Genomic DNA, 26,347 nt, shown 5'->3' with positions numbered 1-26,347 from the left:
CGCCGCCACGGCAAGACACACTTTACGGATCGCACGCCGTGACCGCCTTGATACAGGTCAATCACGCGACATCCGCACCGCTGGTGCGCCCCGACTTTCCTTTTGCATAAACCGTTCGCCTGATAATGAACAAGGAGGGGCCAAAGGCGCCCTCCTTGCCATTCACCCGGACCAGCCGGGCGATACCGCGAACTTACTTGACGCTAACACCCTTGAAGGAATAGTCGCCGAACGGGCTGATCTTGAAGCCGTTCACTTCCTTGCGCATCGGCTGGTTCACTACCGAGTGGGCGATGGTCGACCAAGGCAGATCCTTCTTGAAGATTTCCTGCGCCTTCATGTACATGGCGGTGCGCTGCTTCAGGTCGGTGCTCTTGCGGGCGCCCAGCACTTCCTTGTCGAAGGCCTTGCTGCAGTAGCGTGCGTAGTTGGAGCCGCCGATGGCTTCGCAGGTCAGCAACACGCCGAGGAAGTTGTCCGGGCTGGCGTAGTCGCCGGTCCAGCCGATCAGGCCGGCGTCATGCTCGCCGTTCTTCATGCGCTTGAGGTATTCGCCCCACTCGTAGGAAGTGATCTTGGCCTTGACGCCGATCTTGGCCCAGTCGGCCTGGATCATTTCCGCCATCAGCTTGGCGTTCGGGTTGTACGGACGCTGTACCGGCATCGCCCACAGGGAGATCTCGAAGCCGTTCGGGTAGCCGGCCTTGGCCAGCAGTGCCTTGGCCTTGGCGATATCGGTCGGCTGGTTGCGCAACGACTTGTTGTACGACCACAAGGACGCCGGGAACGGGTTGGACGCTTCCTGGCCCTGGCCCTGGTACACGGCATCGATGATTGCCTTGCGGTTGATGGCCATGTCCAGTGCCTGGCGCACTTCCAGCTTCTTCAGCTGCGGCTTTTCAACGTTGTAGGCCAGGTAGCCGATGTTGAAGCCCGGAGCGGACATCATTTTCAGCGCCGGATCAGCCTTCATGCCGGCCAGATCCTGCGGCTTCGGATAGGACATGATGTGGCACTCGCCGGCCTTCATCTTCTGGGCGCGTACCGACGGGTCGGTGGTGATCGCGAAAATCAGGTTGTCGACCTTGACGTCGCCTTTTTTCCAGTACTGCTTGTTGGCCGCATAGCGGATCTGCGCGTCTTTCTGGTAGCGCTTCAGGATGAACGGACCAGTGCCGACCGGCTGCTGGTTGATCATCGACGCCTTGCCTTCCTTCATCAGCTTGTCGCCGAACTCGGCGGACAGGATGGACGCGAACGGCATCGCGATCTTGGCCAGCAGGTCGGCATCCGGAGCCTTCAGCTTGAACACGACGGTGTACGGGTCGGTCTTCTCGACGGCGGTGATGTTGCTGTCCAGACCGGTATCGGAGGCGTACGGGAATTCGACGTTGTACGCTTTGCGGAACGGATGGTTCTTGTCGATCATCCGCATGAAGCTGAACACCACGTCATCGGCGTTGAAATCGCGGGACGGGGTGAAGTATTCGGTTGTGTGGAACTTGACGCCCTTGCGCAGCTTGAAGGTGTAGGTCAGGCCGTCCGGCGACGAGGTCCACGATTCGGCCAGACCCGGCTCGATACTGGTGGAGCCGGCCTTGAACTCGATCAGGCGGTTGAACATGGCGTGACCGGCAGCGTCAAATGTGGAGCCGCCGGTGTATTGTGCGGAATCAAAGCCCTCTGGGCTGGCCTCGGAGCAGTAGATCAGGGTCCCTGCAGCCTGGGCGGCGGATGCCGCGGCAGTCAGACCGGCGGCCAGCAAAAGGTGTTTAGCAACTCGCATAGTTTCTCTATTCCTTATTGTGTTTTTAATGACGGCGTTGATACGCCTCCATGTTCCGGGCTGACGGGCCGCCCGTTTTCTGCAGTCATCCTGACGGATCACCACGACACAGTCGTTCCCGACTTCAACAGACTGCTCGCTAACCGACAATGTTCTACATCTACGGTCAGTAGCAGCATGTTTGTGTTGACTTTATACCGATCGCTGCAACGTAGCATCAGGAAAAGTACATTTCAGTCCAAGTGTCAAAACTGCGAACCGGGCAAGCGCTACCGGCTTCGGCGCAGTATTTCACAGCCAACCTATCACATCCACTAAGTTATCATCATTATCAATGTGATTTTGTTATAGGATTTTGTTTTCACTTTTCCAGGGCCGCGCCATGATCCGCTTTCGCCAAATTGAGGCATTCCGCTCCTTGATGGACACCGGCACCACGGTGGGCGCGGCACGGCGCATGCACATCACCCAGCCGGCGGTCAGCCGCCTGATCGCCGACCTGGAGGCCGACCTCGGCTTCCGCCTGTTCAACCGCACCAAGGGCCGCATGGAGCCGACCACCGCGGCGGTGCGCTTCCAGCTGGCGGTGGAAGAGAATTTCCTCGGCCTTGAACGTCTGCGCAAGGCAGCCGAAACCATCCGCAAGGACGAGACCCAGGCGCTGAGCGTCGCCTGCATGCCGGTGCTCTCCACCACGCTATTACCTTTGATTTTAAAAGAGTTTTTCAAGCTACAACCGGACGTACCGGTCAACATCGACTCGGTCGGCAACGCCGAGGTACTGGTGCGGCTGCAGGACCTGAAGGTGGACGTCGCACTCAGCCTCGCCTTCCCTGCGATCGCCGGCATCGAGGTGGAACCCATCCTGCAGGCCGAAGTGCTGTGTGCGCTGCCGGCCGGGCACCGGCTGTGCGACCGGGAGGTGATCACCCCGGCCGACCTCGCCGGCGAGAACGTGATCGGCTGGATTCCCAACCGCCCGCTCAGCCAGGGACAGGAAGACAAGTACTTCCCGCAAGGCATTGAAAAACCTCAGTTTCCCATCCGCACCCACACCTCGCACACCCGTTACGCGATGGTGGCGCACGGCCTTGGCGTCTCCATCGTCGAGCCGTTCGGCGCCCAGGTCTGGGAAAAGCATGGCGTTGTCGTAAAGCCATTCCAGACCGAGGCTACCCACGATTACGTGCTGGCCTACCCCAGCACCGGCCGCCGCTCCAGTCTGGTGCACGACTTCCGCTCCGCCACCATGAAAGTGATCCAGGACCCGGCGCTGGTACCGTGGCAACATGCCGCCGCCCAGTAAAAAAGCCGTAAAAAATGCCACCGAAAACTGTGGCATTTTAGTGACACTTAAATTTTGCCGCTCAACCTTTGCGCAGGATCACGCTACCCACCGAGTAGCCGGCGCCGAACGAGGACAGCACGCCAAGCTCGCCGGTGGCCATGTCCTCGTGATGCAGGTGCAGCGCGATCACCGAGCCGGCGGAGCTGGTATTGGCGTAGCGGTCGAGAATCACCGGCGCCTCGGTGGCATCGGCGTCGCGCCCCAGCACGCGGCGGGCGATCAGCTGGTTCATGCTCAGGTTGGCCTGGTGCAGCCAGAAGCGCTTCACGTCACTAGGCTGGATGGCCTGGCTGGCCAGGTGCGCGACGATGTGTTCGCCCACCATCGGGCATACCTCTTTAAATACCTTACGCCCCTGCTGCACGAACAGCTTGTCCAGCGCGCCGATGCCGCGCTCGTCGCAACGGTTGAGGAAGCCGAAGTTGTTGCGGATATTGTTGGAGAACAGCGTCGCCAGCTTGCAGTCCAGCACCTCGAAGCGCTGTGCCGCCGTGGCCAGCTCGGCGCGTTCCAGCAGCACCGCGGTGCAGGCATCGCCGAAGATGAAGTGGCTGTCGCGGTCGCGGAAGTTCAGGTGCGCCGAGCAGATTTCCGGGTTCACCATCAGCACCGCGTGCGCCTGCCCGTTGGCGATGGCGTTCACCGCGGTCTGGATGCCGAAGGTGGCCGACGAGCAGGCGACGTTCATGTCGAAGGCGTAGCCGCTGATGCCCAGCGCCTGCTGCACCTCGATAGACAGCGCCGGGTACGGCCGCGGCATGTTGGAGCAGGCCACGATCACCATGTCGATGTCGGCCGCCGTGCGCCCGGCGCGCTGCAATGCCTCGCGTGCCGCCGCCACCGCCATCTCCGCCTGCACCGACAACGCGTCATTGTCGCGCTCCGGCAGCGAGGGCGCCATGCGCTGCGGATCCAGCACGCCGCTGGCGTCCATCAGGTAGCGCTGCTTGATGCCGGAAGCCTTCTCGATGAATTCGGCGCTGGATTCGGTCAGCGCCACGATCTCGCCAGCGGCGATCCGCGTCGCGTGGGCGGCGTTGAAGTCGGCGACGTACTGGTTGAAGGCCGTAACCAGGGCCTCGTTGCTGACGGCGTGGGGCGGGGTAAACAGGCCGGTGCCACTGATGACAACCTTATACATAGAGTATCCTTCGGCGTGTGCGCTGATGGCAGCTGAAATTCAAACAATTGTTTGTGCGAATCATACACCAGTCGCGACGGAAAAATCCCGGCCACGCGCAGCAAAGCGCGTTATAATCATGCGCTAGCCTGTCCCGGCCCCGTGCGGCCAACCTTTGCCAGACGGCACTCCCGATACCACAGTCCCGTGGAACCAAGACCCGCAATAGTTGACTAAATTACTCGGATTTAGGGTATAATCGGCACAACTATTCAGGGAGCCTTTCACCATGCGCTTGACCACCAAAGGCCGCTTCGCCGTAACAGCCATGCTGGACCTCGCCCTGCGCGAAGCAAACGGTCCGGTGACGCTGGCCGGCATCAGCGAGCGCCAAGGCATCTCCCTGTCGTATCTCGAGCAATTATTCGGCAAGCTGCGCCGTTCGCAGCTGGTGGACAGCGTGCGCGGCCCCGGTGGCGGCTACACGCTGGCGCGCACCGTGCAGGAAATCTCCGTCGCCGACATCATCGTCGCGGTCGACGAATCGGTGGACGCCACCCAGTGCGGCGGCCGCGAGAACTGTCACGACAACCACCGCTGCATGACACACGACCTGTGGACCAACCTGAACCTGACCATTTTCGACTACCTGTCCAAGGTCAGCCTGGCCAGCCTGGTCGACGCGCAGCGCGCCAAAGAAACCTGCGTAGTAATAGATCAACGCCCACAACGCCGTAATGGCACCTGTAGCGAGCCTCTCGCCGGCAGCCTCTGACCGTCGACCTCGTGGAGAACCCGTAATGAGCGAGCTGAAACAACCCATTTACCTCGATTACTCTGCGACCACGCCGGTCGACCCGCGTGTGGCGGAGGTAATGATCCCGTTCCTGACCGAGAACTTCGGCAACCCGGCGTCGCGCAGCCACGCCTACGGCTGGACCGCCGAGGCCGCGGTGGAAAACGCCCGCGCCCAGGTCGCCGCTCTGGTCAACTGTGATCCGAAGGAAATCGTGTGGACCTCCGGCGCCACCGAATCGATCAACCTTGCGCTCAAAGGCGCTGCCCAGTTCTACAAGAGCAAGGGCCGTCACCTGATCACCCTGAAGACCGAACACAAGGCCACGCTGGACACCATGCGCGAGCTGGAACGCCAGGGCTTCGAGGTCACCTACCTCGACGTGCAGGAAAACGGCCTGCTCGACCTCGCCGCGCTGGAAGCGGCGCTGCGTCCGGACACCATCCTGGTCTCCGTGCTGTTCGTGAACAACGAAATCGGCGTGATCCAGGACATCCCGGCCATCGGCGAGCTGCTGCGCAGCCGCGGCATCCTGCTGCACGTGGATTCGGCCCAGGCTACCGGCAAGATCGACATCGACCTGGACAAGCTCAAGGTCGACCTGATGAGCTTCTCCGCACACAAGACCTACGGCCCGAAAGGCATCGGCGCGCTGTATATCCGCCGCAAGCCGCGCGTACGCCTGGAAGCGCAGATGCACGGTGGCGGCCACGAGCGTGGTTTCCGCTCCGGCACCCTGGCCACGCACCAGATCGCCGGCATGGGTGAGGCCTACCGCATCGCCCGCGAAAACATGCACGCCGAGAACGAGCGCATCCGCATGCTGCGCGACCGCCTGTGGACCGGCCTGCAGGACATCGAAGAGGTCTACCTCAACGGCGACATCGACGCCCGCGTACCGCACAACCTGAACGTGAGCTTCAACTTCGTCGAAGGCGAAAGCCTGATCATGGCGATCAAGGACCTGGCGGTCTCGTCCGGTTCGGCCTGTACCTCGGCCTCGCTGGAACCGTCCTACGTACTGCGCGCGCTGGGCCGCAATGACGAACTGGCGCACAGCTCGATCCGCTTCTCCATCGGCCGCTTCACTACCGAGGCCGATGTCGACTACGCGGTCAAGCTGCTGCACGAAAAGATCGGCAAGCTGCGCGAAATGTCCCCGCTGTGGGAGATGTTCAAGGACGGCGTCGACCTCAACAGCATCGAATGGGCTGCACACTAACAGATGGCATGATGCGGCCAACCTTGCACCGGCCGGCCGCATCGACAAGGAGAAAATCATGGCATACAGCGACAAGGTAATGGACCACTACGAGAACCCGCGTAACGTGGGGGCTTTCGACAAGGGCGACGAATCGGTCGGCACCGGCATGGTCGGCGCGCCGGCCTGTGGCGACGTGATGAAGCTGCAGATCAAGGTCAACGAACAGGGCGTGATCGAAGACGCCAAGTTCAAGACCTACGGCTGTGGCTCCGCCATTGCGTCCAGCTCGCTGGTGACCGAATGGGTCAAGGGCAAGACGCTGGACCAGGCAATGGCGCTGAAGAACACCGAAATCGCCGAAGAACTGGCGCTGCCACCGGTCAAGATCCACTGCTCGATCCTGGCCGAAGACGCGATCAAGGCCGCCGTCGCCGACTACAAGCAGAAGCACGCTAAATGATTCCGGGCGGCCGTGGCCGCCCTCTTAATCCTGAAGGCAAACGCACTATGGCTATCACGCTTTCCGAAAACGCCGCCCGTCACGTCAGCAACTTCATCGCCAAGCGCGGCAAGGGTCTGGGCGTCCGTCTCGGCGTCAAGACTTCCGGCTGTTCCGGCATGGCCTACAAGCTGGAGTTCGTCGATGTCGCCAGCGATGACGACATCGCGTTCGAGAGCTTCGGCGTCAAGGTGTTCACCGACGCCAAGAGCCTCGCCTACCTTGACGGCACCGAGCTGGACTACACCAAGGAAGGCCTCAACGAAGGCTTCAAGTTCAACAACCCGAACGTGAAGAACGAATGCGGTTGTGGCGAGAGCTTCAACGTCTGATTCCCTTGCCGTGCTGACGGCCCCTGTCTGACAGGGGCCGCTGTCGCGTCCCGGCCCCGCCCGGGTGTTGCCCGCAGAAAGCCTCCATGACCGCCGACCTGTTCTCCGATTTCCAGCAGGACCACTTTGCCCTGTTCGGCCTGCCGCGCCGCTTTGCGCTGGACGGCGCCGCGCTGGACACGCTGTGGCGCACCGCCGCGGCGCAGGTGCATCCGGACCGTTTCGCCAGCGCCGGCGATGCCGAAAAGCGCGTCGCGCTGATGGCCGCCACCCGCGTCAACGAAGCCTACCAGACGCTGAAATCGCCACTGGCGCGCGCGCGCTACCTGCTGATGCTGGCCGGTGTCGACACCGCCGAGGAAACCAACACCAGCATGCCGCCGGCCTTCCTGATGGCGCAGATAGAGTGGCGCGAGGCGATCGAGGACGCCCGCCACGGCCACGACGTCGACGCGCTGGAGCGGCTGTCGCGCCAGCTGCGCCAGGATATGTGCGCGATGGAAGACGAGCTGGGCGCCGCGCTGGACGAGCGGCACGACCACGACAGCGCCGCGCTCCTGGTGCGCAAGCTGCGCTTTCTGGAAAAGCTGGATCAGGAAATCGGCGACGCCATCGAGGCGTTGCTGTTTTGAGCATACCCAAGGTTGGCCGCAATACCGCGCCCAGCCCGGATCATTGAATAAAGAGTAGCTAGCAGCCATGGCCCTACTGCAAATCGCCGAACCCGGCCTCTCCGCCGCCCCGCACCAGCACCGTCTGGCGGTCGGGATCGACCTTGGCACCACCAACTCGCTGGTCGCCACCGTGAAAAGCGGCGCCGCCACCGTGCTGCCGGACGAACACGGCCGCAGCCTGCTGCCGTCGGTGGTGCGCTACCGCGACGACGGCCGCACCATCGTCGGTTTCGACGCGCAGGCGGAACAGAGCCGCGACCCGAACAACACCATCGTGTCGGTGAAGCGCTTCATGGGCCGTGGCCTCGCCGACATCCAGGACGTTGGCCGCAGCCCCTACCGCTTCGTCGACGCGCCGGGCATGGTGCAGCTGGTGACCCGCGCCGGCCACAAGAGCCCGGTGGAGGTGTCCGCCGACATCCTGCGTAGCCTGCGCGAACGCGCCGAGGCCAGCCTCGGCGGCGAGCTGATCGGTGCGGTGATCACCGTGCCGGCCTACTTCGACGACGCGCAGCGCCAGGCGACCAAGGACGCGGCACGCCTGGCCGGCCTCAACGTGCTGCGCCTCTTGAACGAGCCGACCGCCGCCGCCATCGCCTACGGGCTGGACAACGGCGCCGAGGGCACCTACGTGGTGTACGACCTCGGTGGCGGCACCTTCGACGTGTCGGTGCTGGCGCTGACCCGCGGCGTGTTCGAGGTGCTCGCCACCAGCGGCGATTCCTCTCTGGGCGGCGACGACTTCGACCACCGCATCTACTGCTGGATCCTGGAACAGGCCGACCTGCACGGCCTGAACGCCCACGACACCCGCCTGCTGCTGACTCGCGCCCGCGAGGCGAAGGAAGCGCTGACCGAGCACGCCGACACCCGCATCACCGCCGTGTTGTCCGACGGCCAGACCATCGACCTGCAACTGTCGCAGGCCACCTTCCACGCCATCAGCAAGACGCTGATCGACAAGACGCTGCTGCCGGTACGCAAGGCGCTGCGCGACGCCAGGATCGGCGCCGAGGACGTCAAGGGCGTGGTGATGGTCGGCGGCGCCACGCGCATGCCGCAGGTACAGAAAGCCGTCGGCGACTTCTTCGGCCGCCCGCCGCTGACCAACCTCGACCCGGACAAGGTGGTGGCGCTGGGCGCCGCCATCCAGGCCAACGTGCTGGCCGGCAACAAGGGCGACGACGAGTGGCTGCTGCTGGACGTGATCCCGCTGTCGCTGGGGCTGGAAACCATGGGAGGCCTCACCGAGAAGATCATCCCGCGCAACAGCACCATCCCGATCGCGCGGGCGCAGGAATTCACCACCTTCAAGGACGGCCAGACCGCCCTCTCCGTGCACATCCTGCAGGGCGAGCGCGAACTGGTATCCGATTGCCGCAGCCTGGCCAAGTTCGTGCTGCGCGGCATCCCGCCTATGGTGGCTGGCGCCGCGCGCATCCGCGTCACCTTCCAGGTCGACGCCGACGGCCTGCTGGCGGTGACCGCCCGCGAGATGATCTCCGGCGTCGAGGCCAGCATCGAGGTGAAACCGTCCTACGGCCTGTCCGATGACGAGATCACGCGCATGCTGAGCGACTCCATCGCCCACGTCGCCGACGACATCAACGCGCGCAAGCTGCGCGAGGCGATCGTCGACGCCGACAGCCTGCTGGATGCGCTGGACGCTGCACTGGCCAGCGACGCCGACCTGCTGGACGAGGCCGAGCGCGCCACACTGGACGCCGCGATGCAGGCACTGCGCGACGCCATCGCCGCCGAGAGCACCAAGGACATCAACGCCTGCTCGCACAAGCTCAACCAGGCCAGTGAACCGTTTGCCGCACGCCGCATGGACCGCAACATCCAGCGCGCGCTGACCGGCAAGAACATCGAAACCCTGTAAGCCTTGCGGCCAACGTTGGCCGCAACGCAGAACGACACCAGAAGGATTGACCATGCCGCGTATCATTGTGCTGCCACACGCCGACCTGTGCCCCGAGGGCGCCGTGCTCGACGATGTCGCCACCGGCACCACCGTGTGCGAAGCCCTGCTCGCCCACGACATCGAGATCGAACACGCCTGCGAGATGTCCTGCGCCTGCACCACCTGCCACGTCATCGTGCGCGAAGGCTTCAACTCGCTGCCACCGTCCGACGACCTGGAAGACGACATGCTGGACAAGGCCTGGGGGCTGGAAGCGCAGTCGCGCCTGTCCTGTCAGGCCATCGTCACCAGCGAGGACCTGGTGGTGGAGATCCCGCGCTACACCATCAACCACGCCCGCGAACACCACTGAGCCGCGCAGCATCCAAGGAGACGTGCCATGAAATGGACCGACATCAACGATATCGCCATCGAACTGTACGAGGCGCATCCGGACATCGACCCGACCACCATCCGCTTCGTCGAGCTGCACAACTGGGTGGTGGACCTGCCCGGTTTTGACGACGACCACAGCCGCGGTGGCGAAAAGGTGCTGGAAGCGATCCAGCAGGCCTGGATCAACGAAGCCGACTAGGTCCTGTTCAAGGTCTCGCGAGCTCACGCGAGACAAGGCGAAAACGGCTGAGGAAGCGGCGTTTAGCTGGATATAAATCAGCATGCCGAGGCCGTTTTCAACGCCGTATCGCCCCATGTCGCGAGCAGTCGCAGCAGACATTGAAAGGCCCTGACAACGTTGGCCGCAACAGCCACCACGCCCTGCCCGCCCCGGCAGGGCGTTTTGCTTGTCCTGATGCCGGGGCTGGGCTGTAATGCAGCATGACCCTCAATCCTGCACTGGAGCCATCATGCTGACCCTCGTCATCGGCAACAAGAACTTCTCGTCCTGGTCGCTGCGGCCGTGGCTGGTACTGAAACAGCTGGGCGAGCCGTTCGCCGAGAAACACATCCACCTGTACAGCCCGGACAGCAAGCAGCAGCTGCTGGCCGCCAATCCCGCCGGCAAGGTGCCGGTGCTGTTCGACGGCCTGCTGCGCGTGCACGACTCGCTGGCGATCTGCGAATACCTCGCCGAGCTGTTCCCGGCGGCACGGCTGTGGCCGCAGGAGCGCGCCGACCGCGCCGAGGCGCGCGCCATCAGCGCCGAGATGCATTCCGGCTTTACCGCGCTGCGCAGCGAGATGCCGATGAACGCCAGCCTGCGCACCCTGCTGCAACCGTCCGCAGACTGCGCCGCCGACATCGCGCGCATCACCACCATCTGGCGCCAGCTGCGCCAGCGCTTCGTCGCCGACGGCGACTTCCTGTTCGGCCACTTCGGCATCGTCGATGCCATGTTCGCGCCGGTGGTGCTGCGCTTTGTCAGCTACGGCGTGACGCTGGACCCGGTGTCGCAGGCCTACGCCGACAGCCTGCTGTCGCTGCCGGCGATGCAGCAATGGCTGGACGAGGCGGAACTGGAGCAGGCCGCCACCGACGCCTGACCATGCCATCGCCGGAAAATGGCCAGAGATGGCTGTTTTCCGGCATATCCGGCCACCAATGACGCATTGCCGATGGAGAAGTTGGCGGCAAGTCATTAGAATGGCCGGTTTTTCATTTCGATCGGGCACAGACAACATGACGACTCCGTTCATCATCGGCGTCGCTGGCGGCAGCGGCAGCGGCAAAACCACGGTGACCCGCAAGGTGCTGGAAACCATAGGCGCCGAGATGGCGGCAGTGATCGTGCAGGATGACTACTACCGCGACCAGAGCCACCTCAGCTTCGAGCAGCGCCTCGCCACCAACTACGACCATCCGCACGCCTTCGACTGGCCGCTCCTGATCGAGCACATCGACGAGCTACGCTGCGGCCACGCCATCGAGATGCCCAGCTACGACTTCACCAACCACACCCGCGCCGAGCGCACCGTGACCATCCAGCCGGCACCGGTGATCGTGATCGAGGGCCTGTTCCCGCTGTACGACGCCGCGCTGCGCGAGATGATGTCGCTGAAGATCTTTGTCGACACCGACGCCGACGTGCGTTTCATCCGCCGCCTGAAGCGCGACATCGCCGAACGCGGCCGCACCACCGACAGCGTGATCGAACAGTACCTGGCCACGGTGCGCCCGATGCACAACCAGTTCATCGAGCCGACCAAGCGCTTTGCCGACGTGATCCTGCCGCACGGCGCCAACGATCCGGCGGTGGACATCATCACTACCAAGGTGGCCAGCCTGATCGCCTGAGCCTCCAGCGCACACGCGACAAGGGCGTGTCTCCGTCGGAGACACGCCCTTTTTTTGCGGCCAACCTTTGCCGTGGCGGTGGCTACGTCAGCTTGCAGCTATCTGCCGCGTTCGCACCATGATGAACGACGTTCCAGTACCAATTGCCACGACAGGCAATCCACAATGAAGACTTAACTGGCGCCGCGGAACAGTATTCTGCGGCGGCACCAGATCAGAAGTTCTCCGGCAGCATCTTCAGCAACACGATGCGGCGGTTTTCCATGGCGATGTAGCGGCCGAACACCAGCTCCTTCAGGATGCGCGCCACCATCTCGCGCGAGGAGCCGATCTGGTCGGCGATTTCCTGCTGGGTAAAGGTTTTTTGCAGCTGCATCACGCCATCGTGGTTCACGGTGTAGTCGTTGAACAGCAGACGGATGCGGCCGTAGACGTCCAGCAGTGCCAGGCTTTTGGCCGATGCCGAAATGCGGCGCACCATGCCGGCCAGGCTCACCAGGATCCGGTTGCGGACCGAGTCGCTGGGCAGGCCGTCGGCGGTGCCGAAAATGCTGATCAGGTCCTGGCGGTTGAACTTGAACAGCAGACAGTCCTCTTCCGCCATCGCGCTCCAGGCACAGGGGCCGCCGTCGAGGTAGGACACCTCGCCCATCAGCTCCCCGGGATTGTTGAACATCAGTACGTACTTGCGGTTGGCGCTGTCCGAGACGTGCGCCTGCAAACGACCGCTGACCACCAGGTAGATGGCGGACACGGTCTGTCCTTCCTGAAACACGTATTCACCCTTGCGCACGCGCAAGGAAATGGCATGGTCGATCACTCTGTCCAAAACCACGGGGGGCTGGTCGGCAAAAAAATCGGTTGCGGCCAACTGCGCCTTGATGTCGTCCAGATTCATTTCTTTACTTTTTCGTGTGTGCACTACGGGTTCGCTCTTTTTCAGCCGGGCCATTCGGACGGTTCAGTTTTGGCATAATTATTTGATTGTAAATTTCACCAATAAACCAGTCAATTTGATAGCAAAACTAACAAAATAGACCAACTCGGCTACCGCTGCATGGCACACATAGAAGCATGAAAAATCACACTGCATGGCGTCGGCCGTGACGGCAGGCCATCACCACCACCACCGACAGCTTGAACACCCCGGCCGACAGCGTCAGCAGCAGGTGGGAGGCGATGACCCAGCCCAGCGCCAGCGGCACGCTTTCCTGGTAGGCCAGATACAGACAGATGCCGAACAGCAGCAGGGCGGTGACGGCGGCGCGGCGGGCGATGGTTTCGATGGTGTGCGACATGAGGGGCTCCGGGGCTGACACGATGGAATTAAACATGTATTATTTGTACATGTTTTAAGCCAGCCTGTCCCGCCGCGTTCGCCACCGCCCACCTCCGGCCCGAACGTTGGCCGCGTATCGCCGCTTGCGCGCAAAAACATGTATTTTTTACACAACATTAAAAGGAAATCACAATGCTGGATCAGCACACCCGTCAACTGGTCAAGGCCACCGCTCCCGTCCTGAAACAACACGGCGTCACCCTCACCCGCCACTTCTACGCCCGCATGTTCCAGCACAATCCGGAACTGAAGCAGATCTTCAACCAGGGTCACCAGCAGGCCGGCAGCCAGCAACAGGCGCTGGCGATGGCGGTGGCCGCCTACGCCGAACACATTGACGATCCGTCGGTGCTGGCACCGGTACTGACCCTGGTGGCCAACAAGCACGCCAGCCTGGGCATCCGCGCCGAGCACTACCCTATCGTCGGCGGCCACCTGCTGGCCTCGATCCGCGAGGTGCTGGGCGACGCCGCCAGCGACGAGCTGATCGCCGCCTGGGCCGCCGCCTACGGCCAGCTGGCCGACATCCTGATCGCAGAAGAAAACAAGCTGTACCAGCAGGCGGCCACCCAGCGCGGCGGCTGGAGCGGCTGGCGCGCGTTCAAGGTTGGCCGCAAGGTGGTTGAGAGCGCCGAAATCACCTCCTTCTATCTGCAGCCGGCCGACGGCGGCGCGCTGCCGGACTACCTGCCTGGGCAGTACGTGTCGGTGCGGCTGGCGGTGCCGGAACTGGGCATGATGCAGCCGCGGCAGTACAGCCTGTCGGCCGCGCCCGGCGGCACGGCGCTGCGCATCTCGGTGAAGCGCGAGGCCGGCGACGACAGCCGTCCGGCGGGCATGGTGTCCAACGTGCTGCACGACGCGATCGAGGCCGGCGCGCTGCTGGACCTGGCACCACCGATGGGCGACTTCTTCCTGCACCAGGAGCGCAGCACGCCGGTGGTGCTGATCAGCGGCGGCGTCGGCATCACCCCGCTGCTGGCGATGCTGGAGCAGCTGCTGCAACAGAACAGCCCGCGCAGCATCCGCTTCCTGCACGCCTGCCGCGACGGCAGCGTGCACGCCTTCCGCCAGCACGTCGCCAATCTGGCGGCCGAGTATCCGCAGCTGGACAGCCGCATCTACTATGAGGCGCCGCGCGCCGAGGACCAGCCGGGCGTGCACTACCACCACGCCGGTCGCCTCGCACTGACGGCGGACATGATCGTCGCCGACGCCGACTACTACCTGTGCGGCCCGCTGCCGTTCATGCAGGCGCAGCAGCAGGCGCTGCTGGCGCTGGGCGTCGATGCCGTGCGCATTCACGCCGAGGCCTTCGGCACCGGTGGCACCGCGCTATAATCGCGCACAGCGGGCCGCAACGGCGGCCCGCTTTTACCCGGATACCCCTGCATGCAACTGACCCACTTCACCGACCTTGGCCTGCGAGTCCTGATGTACCTCACCGACGAGCCGCGCGCGGCGCCGGTCACCATCGGCGAGATCGCCGAGCGCTTTGCCGTGTCGCGCAACCATCTGGTCAAGGTGGTGCACTTCATGTCGCAGCAGGGCTGGCTGGTCACCACCCGCGGCAAGGGCGGCGGCCTCGCGCTGGCGCGTGCGGCCAACCTTTACCGGCTGGGACAGGTGATCCGCCAGCTGGAAGGCGTCACCGAGCTGATCGACTGTGCCGAGCCACCTTGCCAGCTGCGCGGCAGCTGCCAGCTGAAAGGGATGCTGGACGAGGCGCTGCAGGCCTTTTTCAGCGCGCTGGACCGCTACACGCTGGCCGATGCGGTGCGCACGCCAACCAGCCAGGCCATCGCCATCCTGCACCGCATGTCGCCGCGCGCTCAGGCCTGAGCACGCGCTGACGGCGGCGCCTGAAGCGGCGGCATATTGGTCAAGCTGCTTTACATTCTATAAACTACGCTACCCACCACCGTAGCGAGCCCGCCATGTCCATCCCCTCCCGCAAGCACGCCCTGCTGTTCGCCCTGCTGATGTCCTGCTACATGGCCTTCCTGATGTCGGGCATCCTCACCGCGGTCAACACCGGCATCGACGCCGGCTTCGTCGGCCGCTGGCTGCGCGCCTGGCTGCTGGCGTGGGGCTGCGCCTTCCCGCTGGTGCTGGTCGGGGCGCCGCGCGTACGCCGCCTGCTGCTGCGCTACGTCGGTCCCTGACGCCACGGCGGCCGCACCGCCGACATTCGTTTAAGTTCGATTTCAATCAAATCGAATCAAAAACACCGGAAACCCGCCGGCAAAAAGGGTTTTTCCCGCCATAAATCATCGAAAACGAACACACTCCCGTCGCAATTTACGCTATCATGCCGCCCCGCCAGCGCCAATCTGCGCCGGCGAACCGGTACAACAAGACCGCCTGAGCGGCGATTGTCCAAACAACACCCAGAGCCCGTTGATGTCGCCGGCACCGCCACAAGCGCGGCCGGCCGCGTTGCGCTCGACATGTATTAGGAGCACGAATGGAATTACTTCATAGCTGGATCAATGCCGGCAACGACCTGATCTGGGGTCAGTTGCTGATCTATCTGTTACTGGGCATCGGCCTATTCTTCACCCTGCGCATGGGCTTCATGCAGATCCGCCTGCTGCCGCGCGGCATCAAGGAAATGCTGGGCGGCCGCAACCACGTTGCCGGCAGTAACGACATCTCCTCGTTCCAGGCCTTCGCCACCGGCCTCGCCAGCCGCGTCGGTACCGGTAACGTGGCCGGTGTCGCCACCGCCATCGCGCTGGGCGGCCCCGGTGCCGTGTTCTGGATGTGGATGACCGCGCTGCTGGGCATGGCCAGCGCCTTTGCCGAATCCTCGCTGGCACAGCTGTTCAAGGTCAGCCACCACGACAACACCTTCCGTGGCGGCCCGGCCTACTACATCCAGAAGGGCCTGAACATGCGCTGGCTGGGCATGGCGTTCTCGATCTCGCTGATCATCGCCTTCGGCCTGGTGTTCAACGCGGTGCAGGCCAACTCCATCGTCGCCGCGACCGAGGGCGCGCTGGGCTGGAACAAGAATCTGGTCGCCATTGGCCTGGTGCTGCTGACCGCCCCGATCATCTTCGGCGGCCTGCGCAAGGTCGGCCAGGTGGCCGAATGGATGGTGCCGGTAATGGCTGTGCTGTATCTGGGCATGACCGTGTTCGTGATCATCACCCACGCCAGTGAAGTACCGGCGGTGCTGGCACTGATCGTGAAGAGCGCCTTCGGCGTACAACAGGCTGCTGGCGGCTTTGCCGGCTACGCACTGAGCCAGGCGATGATGCTGGGCATCAAGCGCGGCCTGTTCTCCAACGAGGCCGGCATGGGCTCGGCACCGAACGCCGCCGCCGCCGCCACCACCCGCCACCCGGCATCGCAGGGCCTGATCCAGATGTTCGGCGTGTTCATCGACACCATGATCGTGTGCACCTGCACCGCGCTGATCGTGCTGCTGTCCGGCGCCTTCGTACCGGGTGCCGAGCTGAAAGGCGTACAACTGACCCAGGCCGCGATGAGCGCCACGCTGGGCAGCTGGGGCGGCACGCTGCTGGCGGTGATCATGTTCCTGTTCTGCTTCAGCACCATCATCGGCAACTACGCCTACGCCGAAGGCAACGTCGAGTTCATCAAGAACAACAAGACCGTGATCTTCCTGTTCCGTCTGGCGGTGCTGGGCATGGTGGTATTCGGCTGCCTGGGCAGCTCGATGCTGGTCTGGGACATGGCCGACCTGGCGATGGGCGTGATGGCGCTGATCAACCTGTTCGCCATCATGATGCTGTCCAAGTACGTATTCGTGCTGCTGAAGGACTACCAGCAACAGCTGAAGGCCGGCGTGAAACAGCCGGTGTTCGACGTGAAGAAGTACCCGGAGATCGAAGCCAAGATCCACAAGGACGTGTGGTAAGCCTTGCGGCCAACCTTGTCCCGAGCAAGCCCGCCTCTGGCGGGCTTTTTTGCGTCCGGCGGCGACGCAGAAATAACGGAGCGAGCGCTAGCTGATCCCTGTATGGCAGGCAGACCGCATGGCCATCCTCGTCCGCACCGCCGCAACCTATATAAAAGCAAAAAGGTTGGCCGCATCGCTGCGGCCAACCTTGTGTGCCTGTCGTCCCGCCGCCTGTGCGGCGCGGGTCAGATGGTCTTCGAATAGCGCGCGTGCGTTTCGCGCTCGCGCAGGTGGCGGTCGAACGCCATCGCGATATTGCGGATCAGGAAGCGCCCCTTCGGCTCCACCATCAGGAAGTCGCCGTCGAAGTGCAGCAGGCCCATCTGCTGGAATTCGCGGATCTTCGGCAGCTCGTCGGCGAAGTAGTCGGCGAAGTTGATGGCGAAGGTCTGCTCGATCGCCTCCACCGACAGCGAGAAGCGGCACATCAGCGCCTGGATCACGCTACGGCGCAGGATGTCGTCCTGGGTCAGCGTCATGCCGCGCATCACCGGCAGGTGGCCGGCATCCAGCGCCGCGTAGTAGGCGTCGATGTCCTTTTCGTTCTGGCTGTAACAGGGGCCGACCTTGCCGATCGACGACACGCCAAAGCCGATCATGTCGCAATCGGCGTGGGTGGAGTAGCCCTGGAAATTGCGCTGCAGGCGACCCTGCTCCAGCGCGCGCGTCAGTTCATCACCGGGCTTGGCAAAGTGGTCCATGCCGATGAACACGTAGCCGGCATCGCTCAGCTGCTGAACGGAGTTCTGCAGGATGTCGAGCTTGGTGGCGCTGGACGGCAGATCGGCCTCGTTGATGCGGCGCTGCGGCTTGAACACGGTCGGCAGATGCGCGTAGTTGTACAGCGCGATGCGGTCCGGCGACATCGCGATCACCTTGTTGACGGTGCTTTCCAGCGAGTGCGCGGTCTGCAGCGGCAGGCCGTAGATCAGGTCCACGCTCACCGACTTGAAGCCGGCCTCGCGCGCGGCGTCGATCACCAGCCGGGTTTCTTCCTCGCTCTGGATGCGGTTCACCGCCTGCTGCACCGCCGGATCGAAGTCCTGGATGCCGACGCTCATGCGGTTGAAGCCGAGCCGGCCGAGATGGAGCACGGTGTCGCGGCCAACCTTGCGCGGGTCGATCTCGATGGAGAACTCGCCTTCCGGCAGCAGTTCGAAGTAGCGGTTGATGACGCCCATCACCCGGTCCAGCTGCGCATCGGACAGGAAGGTCGGCGTGCCGCCGCCGAAGTGCAGCTGGATCACCTTCTCGCGGCAGCCAAGCTTTTCCGCCACCAGCGCGATTTCCTTTTCCAGGTAGTCGAGGTAGGCGTCGGCGCGGCTCTTGTCCTTGGTGATGATCTTGTTGCAGCCGCAGTAGTAGCAGATGGTGTTGCAGAACGGGATGTGGACGTACAGCGAAATGCCGCGATGGTTTGCCCCGATGGCGCGCTGCGCCAGGCAATGCTCATAATCACTCACCCCGAAACCCGCGTGAAAGCGGTCGGCGGTAGGATAGGAGGTATAACGCGGACCGGACCCTTCCAGTGTTTCGATCAGGGTCCGGTCGAAAACACATTGGGTCGGGATAAATGCAGAATGAGCAGCCATCATATATTTTGATTGGAAATCTGGTGGGGGACTGGTAAATTTGCGCAATTACGCCTTGATCTGCATTGACGCTCATCAAGCAAGCTCATCTGTCCCTGGAAATCGACTCTCGGTATGAACGATCTGTCCTCCCCCCTGCATTCGCTGAAAGTCACTTGTTCCAACTGCAGCCTGCGTGAATTGTGCCTGCCGGTGGGGCTGAACCGTGACGAGATGGCGCAGCTGGATGCCGTTATCCGTCAGAGCCGCCGTTTCAAGCGCGGCGAGTACCTGTTCCGCAGCGGTGAGGGCTTCCGTTCTTTATACGCGGTACGCACCGGCTATTTCAAGACCTGCGTTTCCAGCCAGGACGGCCGCGAGCAGGTGACCGGTTTCCACATGTCCGGCGAGCTGATGGGGCTGGACGGCATTTCCTCCAACACTCACGGTTGCGACGCCATCGCGCTGGAGGACAGCGAGGTGTGCGAGCTGCCGTTCAGCCGCATGGAAAGCCTGGGGCGCGACATCCCCAGCCTGCAACACCACTTCTTCCGCCTAATGAGCCGAGAGATCGTGCGCGACCAGTCGGTGATGCTGCTGCTGGGCAATATGAAAGCGGAAGAGCGCCTCGCCGCCTTCCTGCTCAACCTGTCGCAGCGCCTGGCCAGCCGAGGCTTTGCGGCCAACGATTTCATCCTGCGCATGAGCCGCGAGGAGATCGGCAGCTTCCTCGGCCTGAAACTGGAAACCGTCAGCCGCACGCTGTCGAAATTCCAGCAGCAGGGCTGGATCCTGGTCGATCACAAGCACATCCAGCTGGTCCGCCCGGAAGAGCTGAAGGCCCTGGTGGCCGGCTGCTCGCAGGCCAACAGCGCCGGCTAAGCCCGCCGCGCCAGCAAACAAAAAAGCCCGGATCGACTGATCCGGGCTTTTTGCATTGTGGTTTGCAGGATCAACTGCCCTGCCAGCCGCCACCCAGCGCCGCGTACAGCGACACCACCGCCGACAGCCGCGCGAGGCGGGCGCTGGATAGCGCCTGCTCCACCTGGAACACGCCGCGTTCGGCGTCCAGCACGTCCAGATAGCTGGAGTAGCCGTTGTCGTAGCGGAGCCGTGCCAGGCGCAGCGCCTCGCGCAGCGATGCCAGCTGCTGCAGCTGCGCCTGTTCGGTGTCGCGCGTGGTGCTGACCGCCGACATCGCGTCCAGCGTGTCGGCAAACGCCTGCTGCACCGTCTTCTCGTACACTGCCAGCGCCTGTTTCTGGCGCGCGTTGGCTGCATCGACACCGGCGGCGATGCGGCCGGCGTTGAAGATCGGCGCGGCAAGGTTGGCCGCGAAGTTCCAGGTCTGCGCCGGGCCGCTGAACAGGTCGGTCAGCGCGGTGCTGGCGCTGCCGATGCCGGCCGACAGGCTGATGCTCGGGAAGTAGGCGGCGCGGGCGACGCCGATGCGGGCATTGGCCGCGACCAGGCTGGCTTCCGCCGCCGCCACGTCGGCACGGCGCAGCAGCAGGTCGGACGGCAGGCCGGACGGGATCTGCTCCGGCTCGGCCAGCGCCGACAAGGTCTTGCCGCGGCCAAGGTTGGCCGCAATGTCACGCGGCGAGCGGCCCAGCAGCACCGCCAGCGCGTGTTCGGTCTGCGTCACCGCCTGTGCCAGCTGCGGTACGGTGGCGCGCGCACTGGCGGCCTCGGCCTCGGCCTGGCGCAGCTCCAGCTCGGAAGTCATGCCGCCGTTGAAGCGTTTGCGGCGCAGCTGCAGCGACTCCTCGCGGCTTTGCAGCGTGGCGCGGGCGCTGGCGAGCTGGGCGTCGTAGCTGGCGAGCTGGAAGTAGCTCTTGGCCACCTGGCTGCCCAGCGACAGTCTGAGCGCGGCCAGCGAGCGTTCGCTGGCGCTGACGTCGGCCAGCGCCGCCTCGCGTTCGCGGCGCAGCTTGCCCCACAGGTCCAGCTCCCAGCTGGCGGTCAGCCCGGCCTGGCGGCTGTCGACCAGTGCGCCACCACCGCTGCTGTAGGCCGAGGTCTGGCTGCGGCCGCTGCCGGCGCTGGCGCTGACCTGCGGCAGCAGGCCGGCACGCGCCACGCCGGCGGCGGCGGCGGCTTCTTCCACCCGCGCCGCGGCCTGCACCAGATCACGGTTGTAGCGCAGCGACTCGTCTATCATCGCATCCAGCACCGGATCCCCGAAACTGCGCCACCAGTCGCCGGCGACCGGCGCCACGTTGGCCGCAGCCTGCGGCATGTCCAGCTGCGGACGCTGGTAGTCCGGGCCGACCGCCGCGCACGCCGACAGCGTGGCGGCAACCAGCATTGGCAACAGCGCTTGCTTAAGCATCATGCTGCTCTCCTTGTGGTGCCGGCTTGCGCTGGCTCCACTGCATAATCAGTTTGAAAAACAGGGGGATGAACAGCGCCGCGATGAAGGTTGCGGCTAACATGCCCCCGATCACGCCGGTACCGATCGAGTGACGGCTGGCGGAGCCGGCACCACTGGAAATCGCCAGCGGCACGCAACCCAGGATGAAGGCCAGCGAGGTCATCACGATAGGGCGGAAGCGCAGCTTGGCCGCCTCCACCGCCGCCTCGGCCAGCGAGCGCCCTTCTTCCATCTTCAGCACCGCGAACTCGACGATCAGGATCGCGTTCTTGGCCGCGAGGCCGATCAGCGTCACCAGTGCCACCTGGAAGTAGATGTCGTTCTCCAGCCCGCGCAGCCAGTTGGCCACCAGCGCGCCGAATACCGCGAACGGCACCGCGGTCAGCACCGCGATCGGCAGCGTCCAGCGCTCGTACTGTGCCGCGAGGATCAGGAACACCATCACCAGTGCGATCACGAACACCGTCGACGAGGCACCGCCGGTGGACTTCTCCTGGAACGCGGAACCGGTCCACGCCAGGGTGTAGCCGTCCGGCAGGGTTTCCTTCGCCAGCTGCTCCATCACCGCCAGCGCTTCGCCGGAGCTGTAGCCCGGTGCCGGGCCGCCGACCAGCTTGGCCGACGGGAAGGCGTTGTAGCGCTCGACGATTTCCGGGCCGGTGGTCTGCTCCACCGTCACCAGGCTGGACAGCGGGATCATCTGCCCGTTCTGCGCGCGCACGAACACGGTGCGCAGGTTGTCCACGCTCTTGCGGAACTCGGCCTCCGACTGCAGCTGCACGGTGAAGATGCGGCCGAACTTGTTGAAGTCGTTCACGTACAGCGCACCGAAGGTGCTCTGCATGGTGTCGAACACGTCGTCGATCGGCACGCCCAGCGCCTTGGCCTTTTCACGGTCCAGCTGCACGTTGACCTGCGGCACGTTGGCCGAGAAGGTGCTCTGCACGCCGGCCAGTTCCGGCCGTTTCGCCGCCGCCATCATCAGCGCCTGCGCCTGCGCCGCCAGCTCGCCGGCCGAGGCACCGGCACGGTTCTGCACGTAGGCCTCGAAGCCGCCGGTGGAGGACATGCCGGAGATCGGTGGCGGGTTGAAGGCCAGGACCAGGCCTTCCTTGATGCCGGCGCCCTTCATGAACACGTCGCCAACCACCGCCTGCGCCGACATGCCCGGCGCCTTGCGCTCGCCCCACGGCTTCAGGGTGATGAAGGTGACACCGGTGTTGGTGCGGTTGGAGCCGGACAGGATGTCGAAGCCGGCAAAGCTCATCACGTCCTTCACCGCCGGGTTCTTGGCGATTTCCACGTCCAGCTTGTCCATCGCGTCCACGGTGCGGTTGATCGCCGCGCCGTCGGGCAGGATGGTGGCGGAGATCACGTAGCCCTGGTCTTCTTCCGGCGCCAGCGACGACGGAATCAGCTTGAACAGCCACACCGAGGCGCCGATCAGCAGCCCGAACAGCACCAGCGCCAGCACGGAGCGCTTGATCAGGAAGGCCACGCCGCTGCTGTAGCGGTGGGTGATGCGGTCAAACAGGCGGTTGAAGCCGTCGAAGAAGGCGTTGCTGTGCTGGTGCTCGGACTTCAGCATCGCCGCGCACAGCGCCGGGGTCAGCGTCAGCGCCACGATGCCGGAGATGGTCACCGACATCGCGATGGTGATGGCGAACTGCTTGTACATCTGGCCGGCAATACCGCCCATGAACGCCACCGGGATGAACACCGAGCACAGCACCAGCACGATGGCGACCACCGGGCCGCTGACTTCCTTCATCGCCTGGATGGTGGCTTCGCGCGGCGGCTTGCCCTCTTTCATCATGATGCGTTCGACGTTCTCGAGCACCACGATGGCGTCGTCGACCACGATACCGATCGCCAGCACCATGCCGAACAGCGTCAGCGTGTTGATGGAGTAGCCGAACATGTACATGCCGGCGAAGGTACCGACGATGGACACCGGCACCGCGAGGCCCGGGATCAGCGTCGCGCGCCAGTTCTGCAGGAACAGGTACACCACGGCGAACACCAGCACCATCGCTTCCATCAGCGTGGTGATCACCTCCTGGATCGATACCTCGACGAAGCGGGTGGTGTCGTAGGGAATGGAGTAGGACAGGCCGGCCGGGAAACGCTCCGCCAGTTCGTCCATCTTCGCCTGTACCGCTTTGGCGGTGTCCAGCTGGTTGGCGCCCGGCGCCAGGTTGATACCGATCGGGATGCTAGGACGGCCGTTGTGCTTGCCGTAGAAGTCGTAGCCCAGCGCACCCAGCTCCACCCGTGCCACGTCCTTCAGGCGCACCTTGGCACCGTCGGCGGCCGCGCGCACGATGATGTTCTCGAACTCGCTGGCCTCGGTCAGACGGCCCTTGGTGGTGATGGTGTAGGTGAAGTCAGGCTTGCCGGCGTTCGGCTCGGCACTGATCTTGCCGGCGGCGAACTGCGCGTTCTGCTCACGGATGGCGGTGGCCACGTCGCTGGGCGTCAGCTTCAGCTGCGCCAGACGGTCCGGCCGCAGCCACACCCGCATCGCGTAGTCCTTGCCGGCGAAGTTGGTGACCTGGCCGACGCCGGGGATGCGCTTCAGCTCGTCGACCACGTTGAGCAGCGCGTAGTTGCTCATGAACAGCGTGTCGTAGCGCTTGTCCGGCGAGTACAGCGAGATCACCTGCAGGAAGGTGGCGGCCTGCTTGCGCACGTTCACGCTCTGGCGACGCACCTCTTCCGGCAGCGAGGACAGCACCGACTGCACGCGGTTGTTGACGTTGATCGACGCCTGGTCCGGATTGGTACCGATCTTGAACGTCACGTTGATGGTCAGCCGGCCGTTACTGGCGCTGCTGGACTGCATGTACAGCATGTCGTCGACGCCGTTGATCGCCTGTTCCAGCGGCGAGGCCACGGTATCGGCGATCACCTCGGCGGAGGCGCCGGGATAGGCGGTGGTCACCGCCACCGACGGCGGCACGATCTGCGGGTACTGTTCGATCGGCAGCGCGCGCATGCCGAAGAAACCGGCCAGCACGATCACGATCGACAGCACGCTGGCAAAGATCGGCCGGCGGATGAAGAAAGATGAAAACATGTATTGTTCCTCGCCTTAGCCCTGGGCCGCTGCCGGGGCGGCAACGTTGGCCGCAGCCGCCTGCGGCACCACCTTGGCACCCGGGCGCAGCTTGATCAGGTTGTCGGTAATCACCAGGTCGCCGGCCTTCAGCCCGCTCTCTACGATGAAGCCGTTATTGGCGCTGTCGCTGATCTGCAGCGGACGGGCCTCGACGGTGTTGTCCTTGCCGACCACCCACACCATCTTGCCTTGCTGCGAGGTCAGCACCGCCTTCTGCGGCACCACCAGCGCATTCAGGCGCACCGCGCCCTTCAGCTCGACGCGCACGAACTGGCCGGCACGCACGGTGCCTTCCGGATTGTCGAAGCTGGCGCGCGCCGCCGAGGTACCGGTGGTCGGGTCGATGACGCGGTCGGCAAAGTTGATGCGGCCTTCACGACCGTAGGTGCTGCCGTCCGGCAGTTTCAGCGACACGATGTAGCGGCCGCCTTCCGGCTGGCGCAGCTTGCCGCTGGCCGCCAGCCGCTGGTTCTTCAGCACATCGTTGTCGGACAGCGAGAACTTGACGTAGATCGGATCCAGCTGCGAGATCTTGGTCAGCAGGCCGGCATCGCCCGGCTGCACCAGGCTGCCCTCGGAGCGCGCCTCGGCACTGGTCACGCCGGAGATCGGCGCGGTGACGCGGGTGTAGCCGAGGTTGATCTGCGCCGACTTCATCGCGGCGCGGGCGGCGGCGACCGAAGCCTTGGCCGTGGCCAGCGCGGCTACCGCGTCGTCGCGGTCTTTCTGGCTGACGGCGTTTTCCTTGAACAGCGGCAGCACGCGGTCGTGGTCCTGCTGCGCGCGGATCAGCTTGGCCTCTTCCAGCTTCAGCGTCGCCTCCGCCTGCTCCAGTGCCGCCTGGTACGGCGCGGCGTCGAGCTGGAACAGCACGTCACCGGCGCGCACGCTGGCACCCTCGGTGTAGGCACGCTTCTGCAGGATGCCGGAGACGCGGGCGCGCACTTCCACCTCGCGCGAACCGACCGCCTGGCCGACGTACTCGGTGACCACCGGCACATCGGCTGCGGTCATCTTCACCACGCTGACCGGCAGCGGCGGCATCGCCCCGTGACCGGCGGCCTGCCCGCCCTGCTGCCCGCAAGCGGTCAGCATCACTGCCAGCGGCAACAGCGCCAGCGTCCATTTATGATTATTGAAAGAACTCACCCGAGATCTCCTTGATGTGTGCGTCGTACATAGGCAACAGCCGTCTGCGCGCTGCGTGCCGGTCAGAAAATGCCAACCGGCTATATAGCATGCAATCGTGCTGGACAGCCGCTTGCCAGGACGCGTTTCCGAATTCCGATACAGACAATGCGACAATTTTGCGTCATAATACATACATCCGTGTATGTATGTAAACAAATCGGCCAGCGCAACGGCGGCTTTAACGCTATCCTTACGCCGCGCTGAATAACCCTTTCGAGAACATGGCACGCAAAACCCGAGAAGAAGCCGAGCAAACCCGCCACCTGCTGCTGGATACCGCCGAACAGGTATTCTGGGAGAAAGGTGTCGCCGCGACCTCGCTTGCCGACATCGCCGCCGCCGCCGGGCTGACCCGCGGCGCGATCTACTGGCACTTTTCCAACAAGCTCGACCTGTTCAACGCACTGTGCGACCGCATCATCCCGGAGCTGGACAGTCTCGACGCGCGCCTGCTCGATCCTGCCATCAACCCGGCGACGCGACTGTGGCAGCACGGCCACGCCATGTTCGCGCTGCTGCACGACAGTCCGCGCATCCGCCGCATCTGCGGCATCCACCATCTGGGCTGCGAGCAGGTCGGCGAAATGGCGCCGCTCCTGCTGGAGCAGATCAGCTGGACCCAGGAAAAACAGGCCAAGCTGCAGCAGGTACTGCTCTGCGCGCAGGAACAGCACCTGCTGCGTGACGACGTCGATCCCAAGCTGGCCGCCATCGGCCTGCACAGCCTGTACGGCGGCCTGATCCACAGCTGGCTGCTGGCACAAGACGACCGCACCATTCACCATAATCTATCCGCGCTGTTAAGCCCTTATTTTGAAGGCATTTTCAAGGAGCGCTGCTGGCTGCAACCCCTGCCATGTGCGGCTGAATAGCGTTATACTCCGCGTCTTTACGCCTTC

General features: G+C 64.0%; 25 protein-coding genes. 17 read left to right on the top strand and 8 right to left on the bottom strand.

Features of this window, described 5'->3' with window-relative positions; all coding sequences use genetic code 11:
• Positions 1-193: 193 nt before the first annotated feature.
• Entirely contained in the window at positions 194-1,786 is a 1,593-nt protein-coding gene (locus tag PQU96_RS01700) for an ABC transporter substrate-binding protein (RefSeq protein ID WP_272770544.1), read from the bottom strand.
• Positions 1,787-2,168: 382 nt separating this feature from the next.
• Here PQU96_RS01700 and PQU96_RS01695 point away from each other — a divergent pair, with 382 nt between their 5' ends.
• A complete protein-coding gene (locus PQU96_RS01695) occupies positions 2,169-3,092 on the top strand; it encodes a LysR substrate-binding domain-containing protein (RefSeq protein ID WP_272770543.1) in 924 nt (307 codons plus the stop codon).
• 61 nt (positions 3,093-3,153) lie between these two features.
• Here PQU96_RS01695 and PQU96_RS01690 read toward each other — a convergent pair whose 3' ends face one another.
• Complete coding sequence (locus PQU96_RS01690; RefSeq protein ID WP_272770542.1) at positions 3,154-4,275, bottom strand: beta-ketoacyl-ACP synthase III; 1,122 nt, start codon at positions 4,273-4,275, stop codon at positions 3,154-3,156.
• 268 nt (positions 4,276-4,543) lie between these two features.
• Here PQU96_RS01690 and iscR point away from each other — a divergent pair, with 268 nt between their 5' ends.
• The 10 genes from iscR (at position 4,544) to udk (ending at position 11,918) form a co-directional block, all read left to right on the top strand.
• Positions 4,544-5,029, top strand: a complete 486-nt coding sequence (iscR, locus tag PQU96_RS01685) for a Fe-S cluster assembly transcriptional regulator IscR (RefSeq protein ID WP_272770541.1) — start codon at positions 4,544-4,546, stop codon at positions 5,027-5,029.
• 25 nt (positions 5,030-5,054) lie between these two features.
• Positions 5,055-6,272 carry an IscS subfamily cysteine desulfurase gene (locus tag PQU96_RS01680; protein WP_272770540.1) on the top strand — a complete coding sequence of 406 codons (1,218 nt, stop codon included), beginning with the start codon at positions 5,055-5,057 and terminating at the stop codon, positions 6,270-6,272.
• Positions 6,273-6,330: 58 nt separating this feature from the next.
• Entirely contained in the window at positions 6,331-6,714 is a 384-nt protein-coding gene (gene iscU / locus PQU96_RS01675; RefSeq protein ID WP_047966864.1) for a Fe-S cluster assembly scaffold IscU, read from the top strand.
• A 47-nt stretch (positions 6,715-6,761) separates the two neighbouring features.
• A complete protein-coding gene (iscA, locus tag PQU96_RS01670; RefSeq protein ID WP_047966865.1) occupies positions 6,762-7,085 on the top strand; it encodes an iron-sulfur cluster assembly protein IscA in 324 nt (107 codons plus the stop codon).
• An 86-nt stretch (positions 7,086-7,171) separates the two neighbouring features.
• Positions 7,172-7,717: a Fe-S protein assembly co-chaperone HscB gene (gene hscB, locus PQU96_RS01665; RefSeq protein ID WP_272770539.1), complete on the top strand. Its 546-nt coding sequence runs from the start codon at positions 7,172-7,174 to the stop codon at positions 7,715-7,717.
• 67 nt (positions 7,718-7,784) lie between these two features.
• Positions 7,785-9,644, top strand: coding sequence for a Fe-S protein assembly chaperone HscA (gene hscA / locus PQU96_RS01660; protein ID WP_272770538.1), 1,860 nt, complete (start codon positions 7,785-7,787; stop codon positions 9,642-9,644).
• 52 nt (positions 9,645-9,696) lie between these two features.
• The gene (gene fdx, locus PQU96_RS01655) at positions 9,697-10,038 is read left to right on the top strand and encodes an ISC system 2Fe-2S type ferredoxin (protein WP_047966868.1); all 342 of its coding nucleotides are present in this window, start codon (positions 9,697-9,699) and stop codon (positions 10,036-10,038) included.
• Positions 10,039-10,065: 27 nt separating this feature from the next.
• Positions 10,066-10,260, top strand: coding sequence for a Fe-S cluster assembly protein IscX (iscX, locus tag PQU96_RS01650; protein WP_047966869.1), 195 nt, complete (start codon positions 10,066-10,068; stop codon positions 10,258-10,260).
• A gap of 271 nt (positions 10,261-10,531) precedes the next feature.
• The gene (locus PQU96_RS01645; protein ID WP_272770537.1) at positions 10,532-11,167 is read left to right on the top strand and encodes a glutathione S-transferase family protein; all 636 of its coding nucleotides are present in this window, start codon (positions 10,532-10,534) and stop codon (positions 11,165-11,167) included.
• A 136-nt stretch (positions 11,168-11,303) separates the two neighbouring features.
• Positions 11,304-11,918 carry a uridine kinase gene (gene udk, locus PQU96_RS01640; RefSeq protein WP_272770536.1) on the top strand — a complete coding sequence of 205 codons (615 nt, stop codon included), beginning with the start codon at positions 11,304-11,306 and terminating at the stop codon, positions 11,916-11,918.
• 214 nt (positions 11,919-12,132) lie between these two features.
• Here the strand turns inward: udk and PQU96_RS01635 are convergent, their stop codons facing one another.
• Together PQU96_RS01635 and PQU96_RS01630 are read right to left on the bottom strand one after the other, a co-directional pair.
• Entirely contained in the window at positions 12,133-12,816 is a 684-nt protein-coding gene (locus PQU96_RS01635) for a Crp/Fnr family transcriptional regulator (protein WP_272770535.1), read from the bottom strand.
• A gap of 184 nt (positions 12,817-13,000) precedes the next feature.
• The gene (locus tag PQU96_RS01630) at positions 13,001-13,216 is read right to left on the bottom strand and encodes a hypothetical protein (RefSeq protein ID WP_272770534.1); all 216 of its coding nucleotides are present in this window, start codon (positions 13,214-13,216) and stop codon (positions 13,001-13,003) included.
• Positions 13,217-13,389: 173 nt separating this feature from the next.
• Between PQU96_RS01630 and hmpA the strand changes: the two genes are divergently transcribed.
• The 4 genes from hmpA to PQU96_RS01610 all read left to right on the top strand — a co-directional run bounded on the left by hmpA (position 13,390) and on the right by PQU96_RS01610 (position 17,146).
• Positions 13,390-14,598, top strand: a complete 1,209-nt coding sequence (gene hmpA / locus PQU96_RS01625; RefSeq protein WP_272770533.1) for an NO-inducible flavohemoprotein — start codon at positions 13,390-13,392, stop codon at positions 14,596-14,598.
• Positions 14,599-14,649: 51 nt separating this feature from the next.
• Positions 14,650-15,099: an Rrf2 family transcriptional regulator gene (locus PQU96_RS01620; protein WP_272770532.1), complete on the top strand. Its 450-nt coding sequence runs from the start codon at positions 14,650-14,652 to the stop codon at positions 15,097-15,099.
• Positions 15,100-15,194: 95 nt separating this feature from the next.
• Positions 15,195-15,422: a DUF2798 domain-containing protein gene (locus tag PQU96_RS01615; protein WP_272770531.1), complete on the top strand. Its 228-nt coding sequence runs from the start codon at positions 15,195-15,197 to the stop codon at positions 15,420-15,422.
• Between the two features lie 302 nt (positions 15,423-15,724).
• Positions 15,725-17,146 carry an alanine/glycine:cation symporter family protein gene (locus tag PQU96_RS01610; protein ID WP_272770530.1) on the top strand — a complete coding sequence of 474 codons (1,422 nt, stop codon included), beginning with the start codon at positions 15,725-15,727 and terminating at the stop codon, positions 17,144-17,146.
• 227 nt (positions 17,147-17,373) lie between these two features.
• Here the strand turns inward: PQU96_RS01610 and hemN are convergent, their stop codons facing one another.
• Positions 17,374-18,783: an oxygen-independent coproporphyrinogen III oxidase gene (gene hemN, locus PQU96_RS01605; protein WP_272770529.1), complete on the bottom strand. Its 1,410-nt coding sequence runs from the start codon at positions 18,781-18,783 to the stop codon at positions 17,374-17,376.
• 111 nt (positions 18,784-18,894) lie between these two features.
• Between hemN and fnr the strand changes: the two genes are divergently transcribed.
• Positions 18,895-19,641 (top strand): fumarate/nitrate reduction transcriptional regulator Fnr, encoded by a 747-nt coding sequence (gene fnr, locus PQU96_RS01600; RefSeq protein ID WP_047967772.1) that lies wholly within the window; start codon positions 18,895-18,897, stop codon positions 19,639-19,641.
• Between the two features lie 70 nt (positions 19,642-19,711).
• Here the strand turns inward: fnr and PQU96_RS01595 are convergent, their stop codons facing one another.
• The 3 genes from PQU96_RS01595 to PQU96_RS01585 are packed head-to-tail and all read right to left on the bottom strand — an operon-like array spanning position 19,712 to position 25,406.
• A complete protein-coding gene (locus tag PQU96_RS01595; RefSeq protein WP_272770528.1) occupies positions 19,712-21,097 on the bottom strand; it encodes an efflux transporter outer membrane subunit in 1,386 nt (461 codons plus the stop codon).
• Complete coding sequence (locus PQU96_RS01590) at positions 21,087-24,215, bottom strand: efflux RND transporter permease subunit (RefSeq protein ID WP_272770527.1); 3,129 nt, start codon at positions 24,213-24,215, stop codon at positions 21,087-21,089. The genes PQU96_RS01595 and PQU96_RS01590 overlap by 11 nt, the downstream gene beginning before the upstream one ends.
• Positions 24,216-24,230: 15 nt before the next feature.
• Entirely contained in the window at positions 24,231-25,406 is a 1,176-nt protein-coding gene (locus PQU96_RS01585; protein ID WP_272770526.1) for an efflux RND transporter periplasmic adaptor subunit, read from the bottom strand.
• A 263-nt stretch (positions 25,407-25,669) separates the two neighbouring features.
• Here PQU96_RS01585 and PQU96_RS01580 point away from each other — a divergent pair, with 263 nt between their 5' ends.
• Positions 25,670-26,320, top strand: a complete 651-nt coding sequence (locus PQU96_RS01580) for a TetR family transcriptional regulator (RefSeq protein ID WP_272770525.1) — start codon at positions 25,670-25,672, stop codon at positions 26,318-26,320.
• Positions 26,321-26,347: the final 27 nt, after the last annotated feature.

The organism is Vogesella margarita (assembly GCF_028548475.1).
In the GTDB taxonomy this organism is placed as follows: Bacteria; Pseudomonadota; Gammaproteobacteria; order Burkholderiales; family Chromobacteriaceae; genus Vogesella; species Vogesella margarita.
The sequence above is the reverse complement of the archived record's forward strand: the minus strand, read 5'-3'. Positions and strand labels throughout refer to the sequence as shown.

Bases quoted from the DNA above. Each gene is read 5' to 3' on its own strand.
- iscR (WP_272770541.1), top strand. From the start codon at position 4,544: ATGCGCTTGACCACCAAAGGCCGCTTCGCCGTAACAGCCATGCTGGAC.
- hemN (WP_272770529.1), bottom strand. From the start codon at position 18,783: ATGATGGCTGCTCATTCTGCATTTATCCCGACCCAATGTGTTTTCGAC.
- fnr (WP_047967772.1), top strand. From the start codon at position 18,895: ATGAACGATCTGTCCTCCCCCCTGCATTCGCTGAAAGTCACTTGTTCC.
- PQU96_RS01680 (WP_272770540.1), top strand. From the start codon at position 5,055: ATGAGCGAGCTGAAACAACCCATTTACCTCGATTACTCTGCGACCACG.
- PQU96_RS01610 (WP_272770530.1), top strand. From the start codon at position 15,725: ATGGAATTACTTCATAGCTGGATCAATGCCGGCAACGACCTGATCTGG.
- iscX (WP_047966869.1), top strand. From the start codon at position 10,066: ATGAAATGGACCGACATCAACGATATCGCCATCGAACTGTACGAGGCG.
- fdx (WP_047966868.1), top strand. From the start codon at position 9,697: ATGCCGCGTATCATTGTGCTGCCACACGCCGACCTGTGCCCCGAGGGC.
- udk (WP_272770536.1), top strand. From the start codon at position 11,304: ATGACGACTCCGTTCATCATCGGCGTCGCTGGCGGCAGCGGCAGCGGC.
- iscA (WP_047966865.1), top strand. From the start codon at position 6,762: ATGGCTATCACGCTTTCCGAAAACGCCGCCCGTCACGTCAGCAACTTC.
- PQU96_RS01700 (WP_272770544.1), bottom strand. From the start codon at position 1,786: ATGCGAGTTGCTAAACACCTTTTGCTGGCCGCCGGTCTGACTGCCGCG.
- PQU96_RS01615 (WP_272770531.1), top strand. From the start codon at position 15,195: ATGTCCATCCCCTCCCGCAAGCACGCCCTGCTGTTCGCCCTGCTGATG.
- PQU96_RS01595 (WP_272770528.1), bottom strand. From the start codon at position 21,097: ATGATGCTTAAGCAAGCGCTGTTGCCAATGCTGGTTGCCGCCACGCTG.
- PQU96_RS01645 (WP_272770537.1), top strand. From the start codon at position 10,532: ATGCTGACCCTCGTCATCGGCAACAAGAACTTCTCGTCCTGGTCGCTG.
- PQU96_RS01580 (WP_272770525.1), top strand. From the start codon at position 25,670: ATGGCACGCAAAACCCGAGAAGAAGCCGAGCAAACCCGCCACCTGCTG.
- PQU96_RS01635 (WP_272770535.1), bottom strand. From the start codon at position 12,816: ATGAATCTGGACGACATCAAGGCGCAGTTGGCCGCAACCGATTTTTTT.
- hscA (WP_272770538.1), top strand. From the start codon at position 7,785: ATGGCCCTACTGCAAATCGCCGAACCCGGCCTCTCCGCCGCCCCGCAC.
- PQU96_RS01620 (WP_272770532.1), top strand. From the start codon at position 14,650: ATGCAACTGACCCACTTCACCGACCTTGGCCTGCGAGTCCTGATGTAC.
- PQU96_RS01630 (WP_272770534.1), bottom strand. From the start codon at position 13,216: ATGTCGCACACCATCGAAACCATCGCCCGCCGCGCCGCCGTCACCGCC.
- PQU96_RS01690 (WP_272770542.1), bottom strand. From the start codon at position 4,275: ATGTATAAGGTTGTCATCAGTGGCACCGGCCTGTTTACCCCGCCCCAC.
- hmpA (WP_272770533.1), top strand. From the start codon at position 13,390: ATGCTGGATCAGCACACCCGTCAACTGGTCAAGGCCACCGCTCCCGTC.
- PQU96_RS01695 (WP_272770543.1), top strand. From the start codon at position 2,169: ATGATCCGCTTTCGCCAAATTGAGGCATTCCGCTCCTTGATGGACACC.
- iscU (WP_047966864.1), top strand. From the start codon at position 6,331: ATGGCATACAGCGACAAGGTAATGGACCACTACGAGAACCCGCGTAAC.
- PQU96_RS01590 (WP_272770527.1), bottom strand. From the start codon at position 24,215: ATGTTTTCATCTTTCTTCATCCGCCGGCCGATCTTTGCCAGCGTGCTG.
- hscB (WP_272770539.1), top strand. From the start codon at position 7,172: ATGACCGCCGACCTGTTCTCCGATTTCCAGCAGGACCACTTTGCCCTG.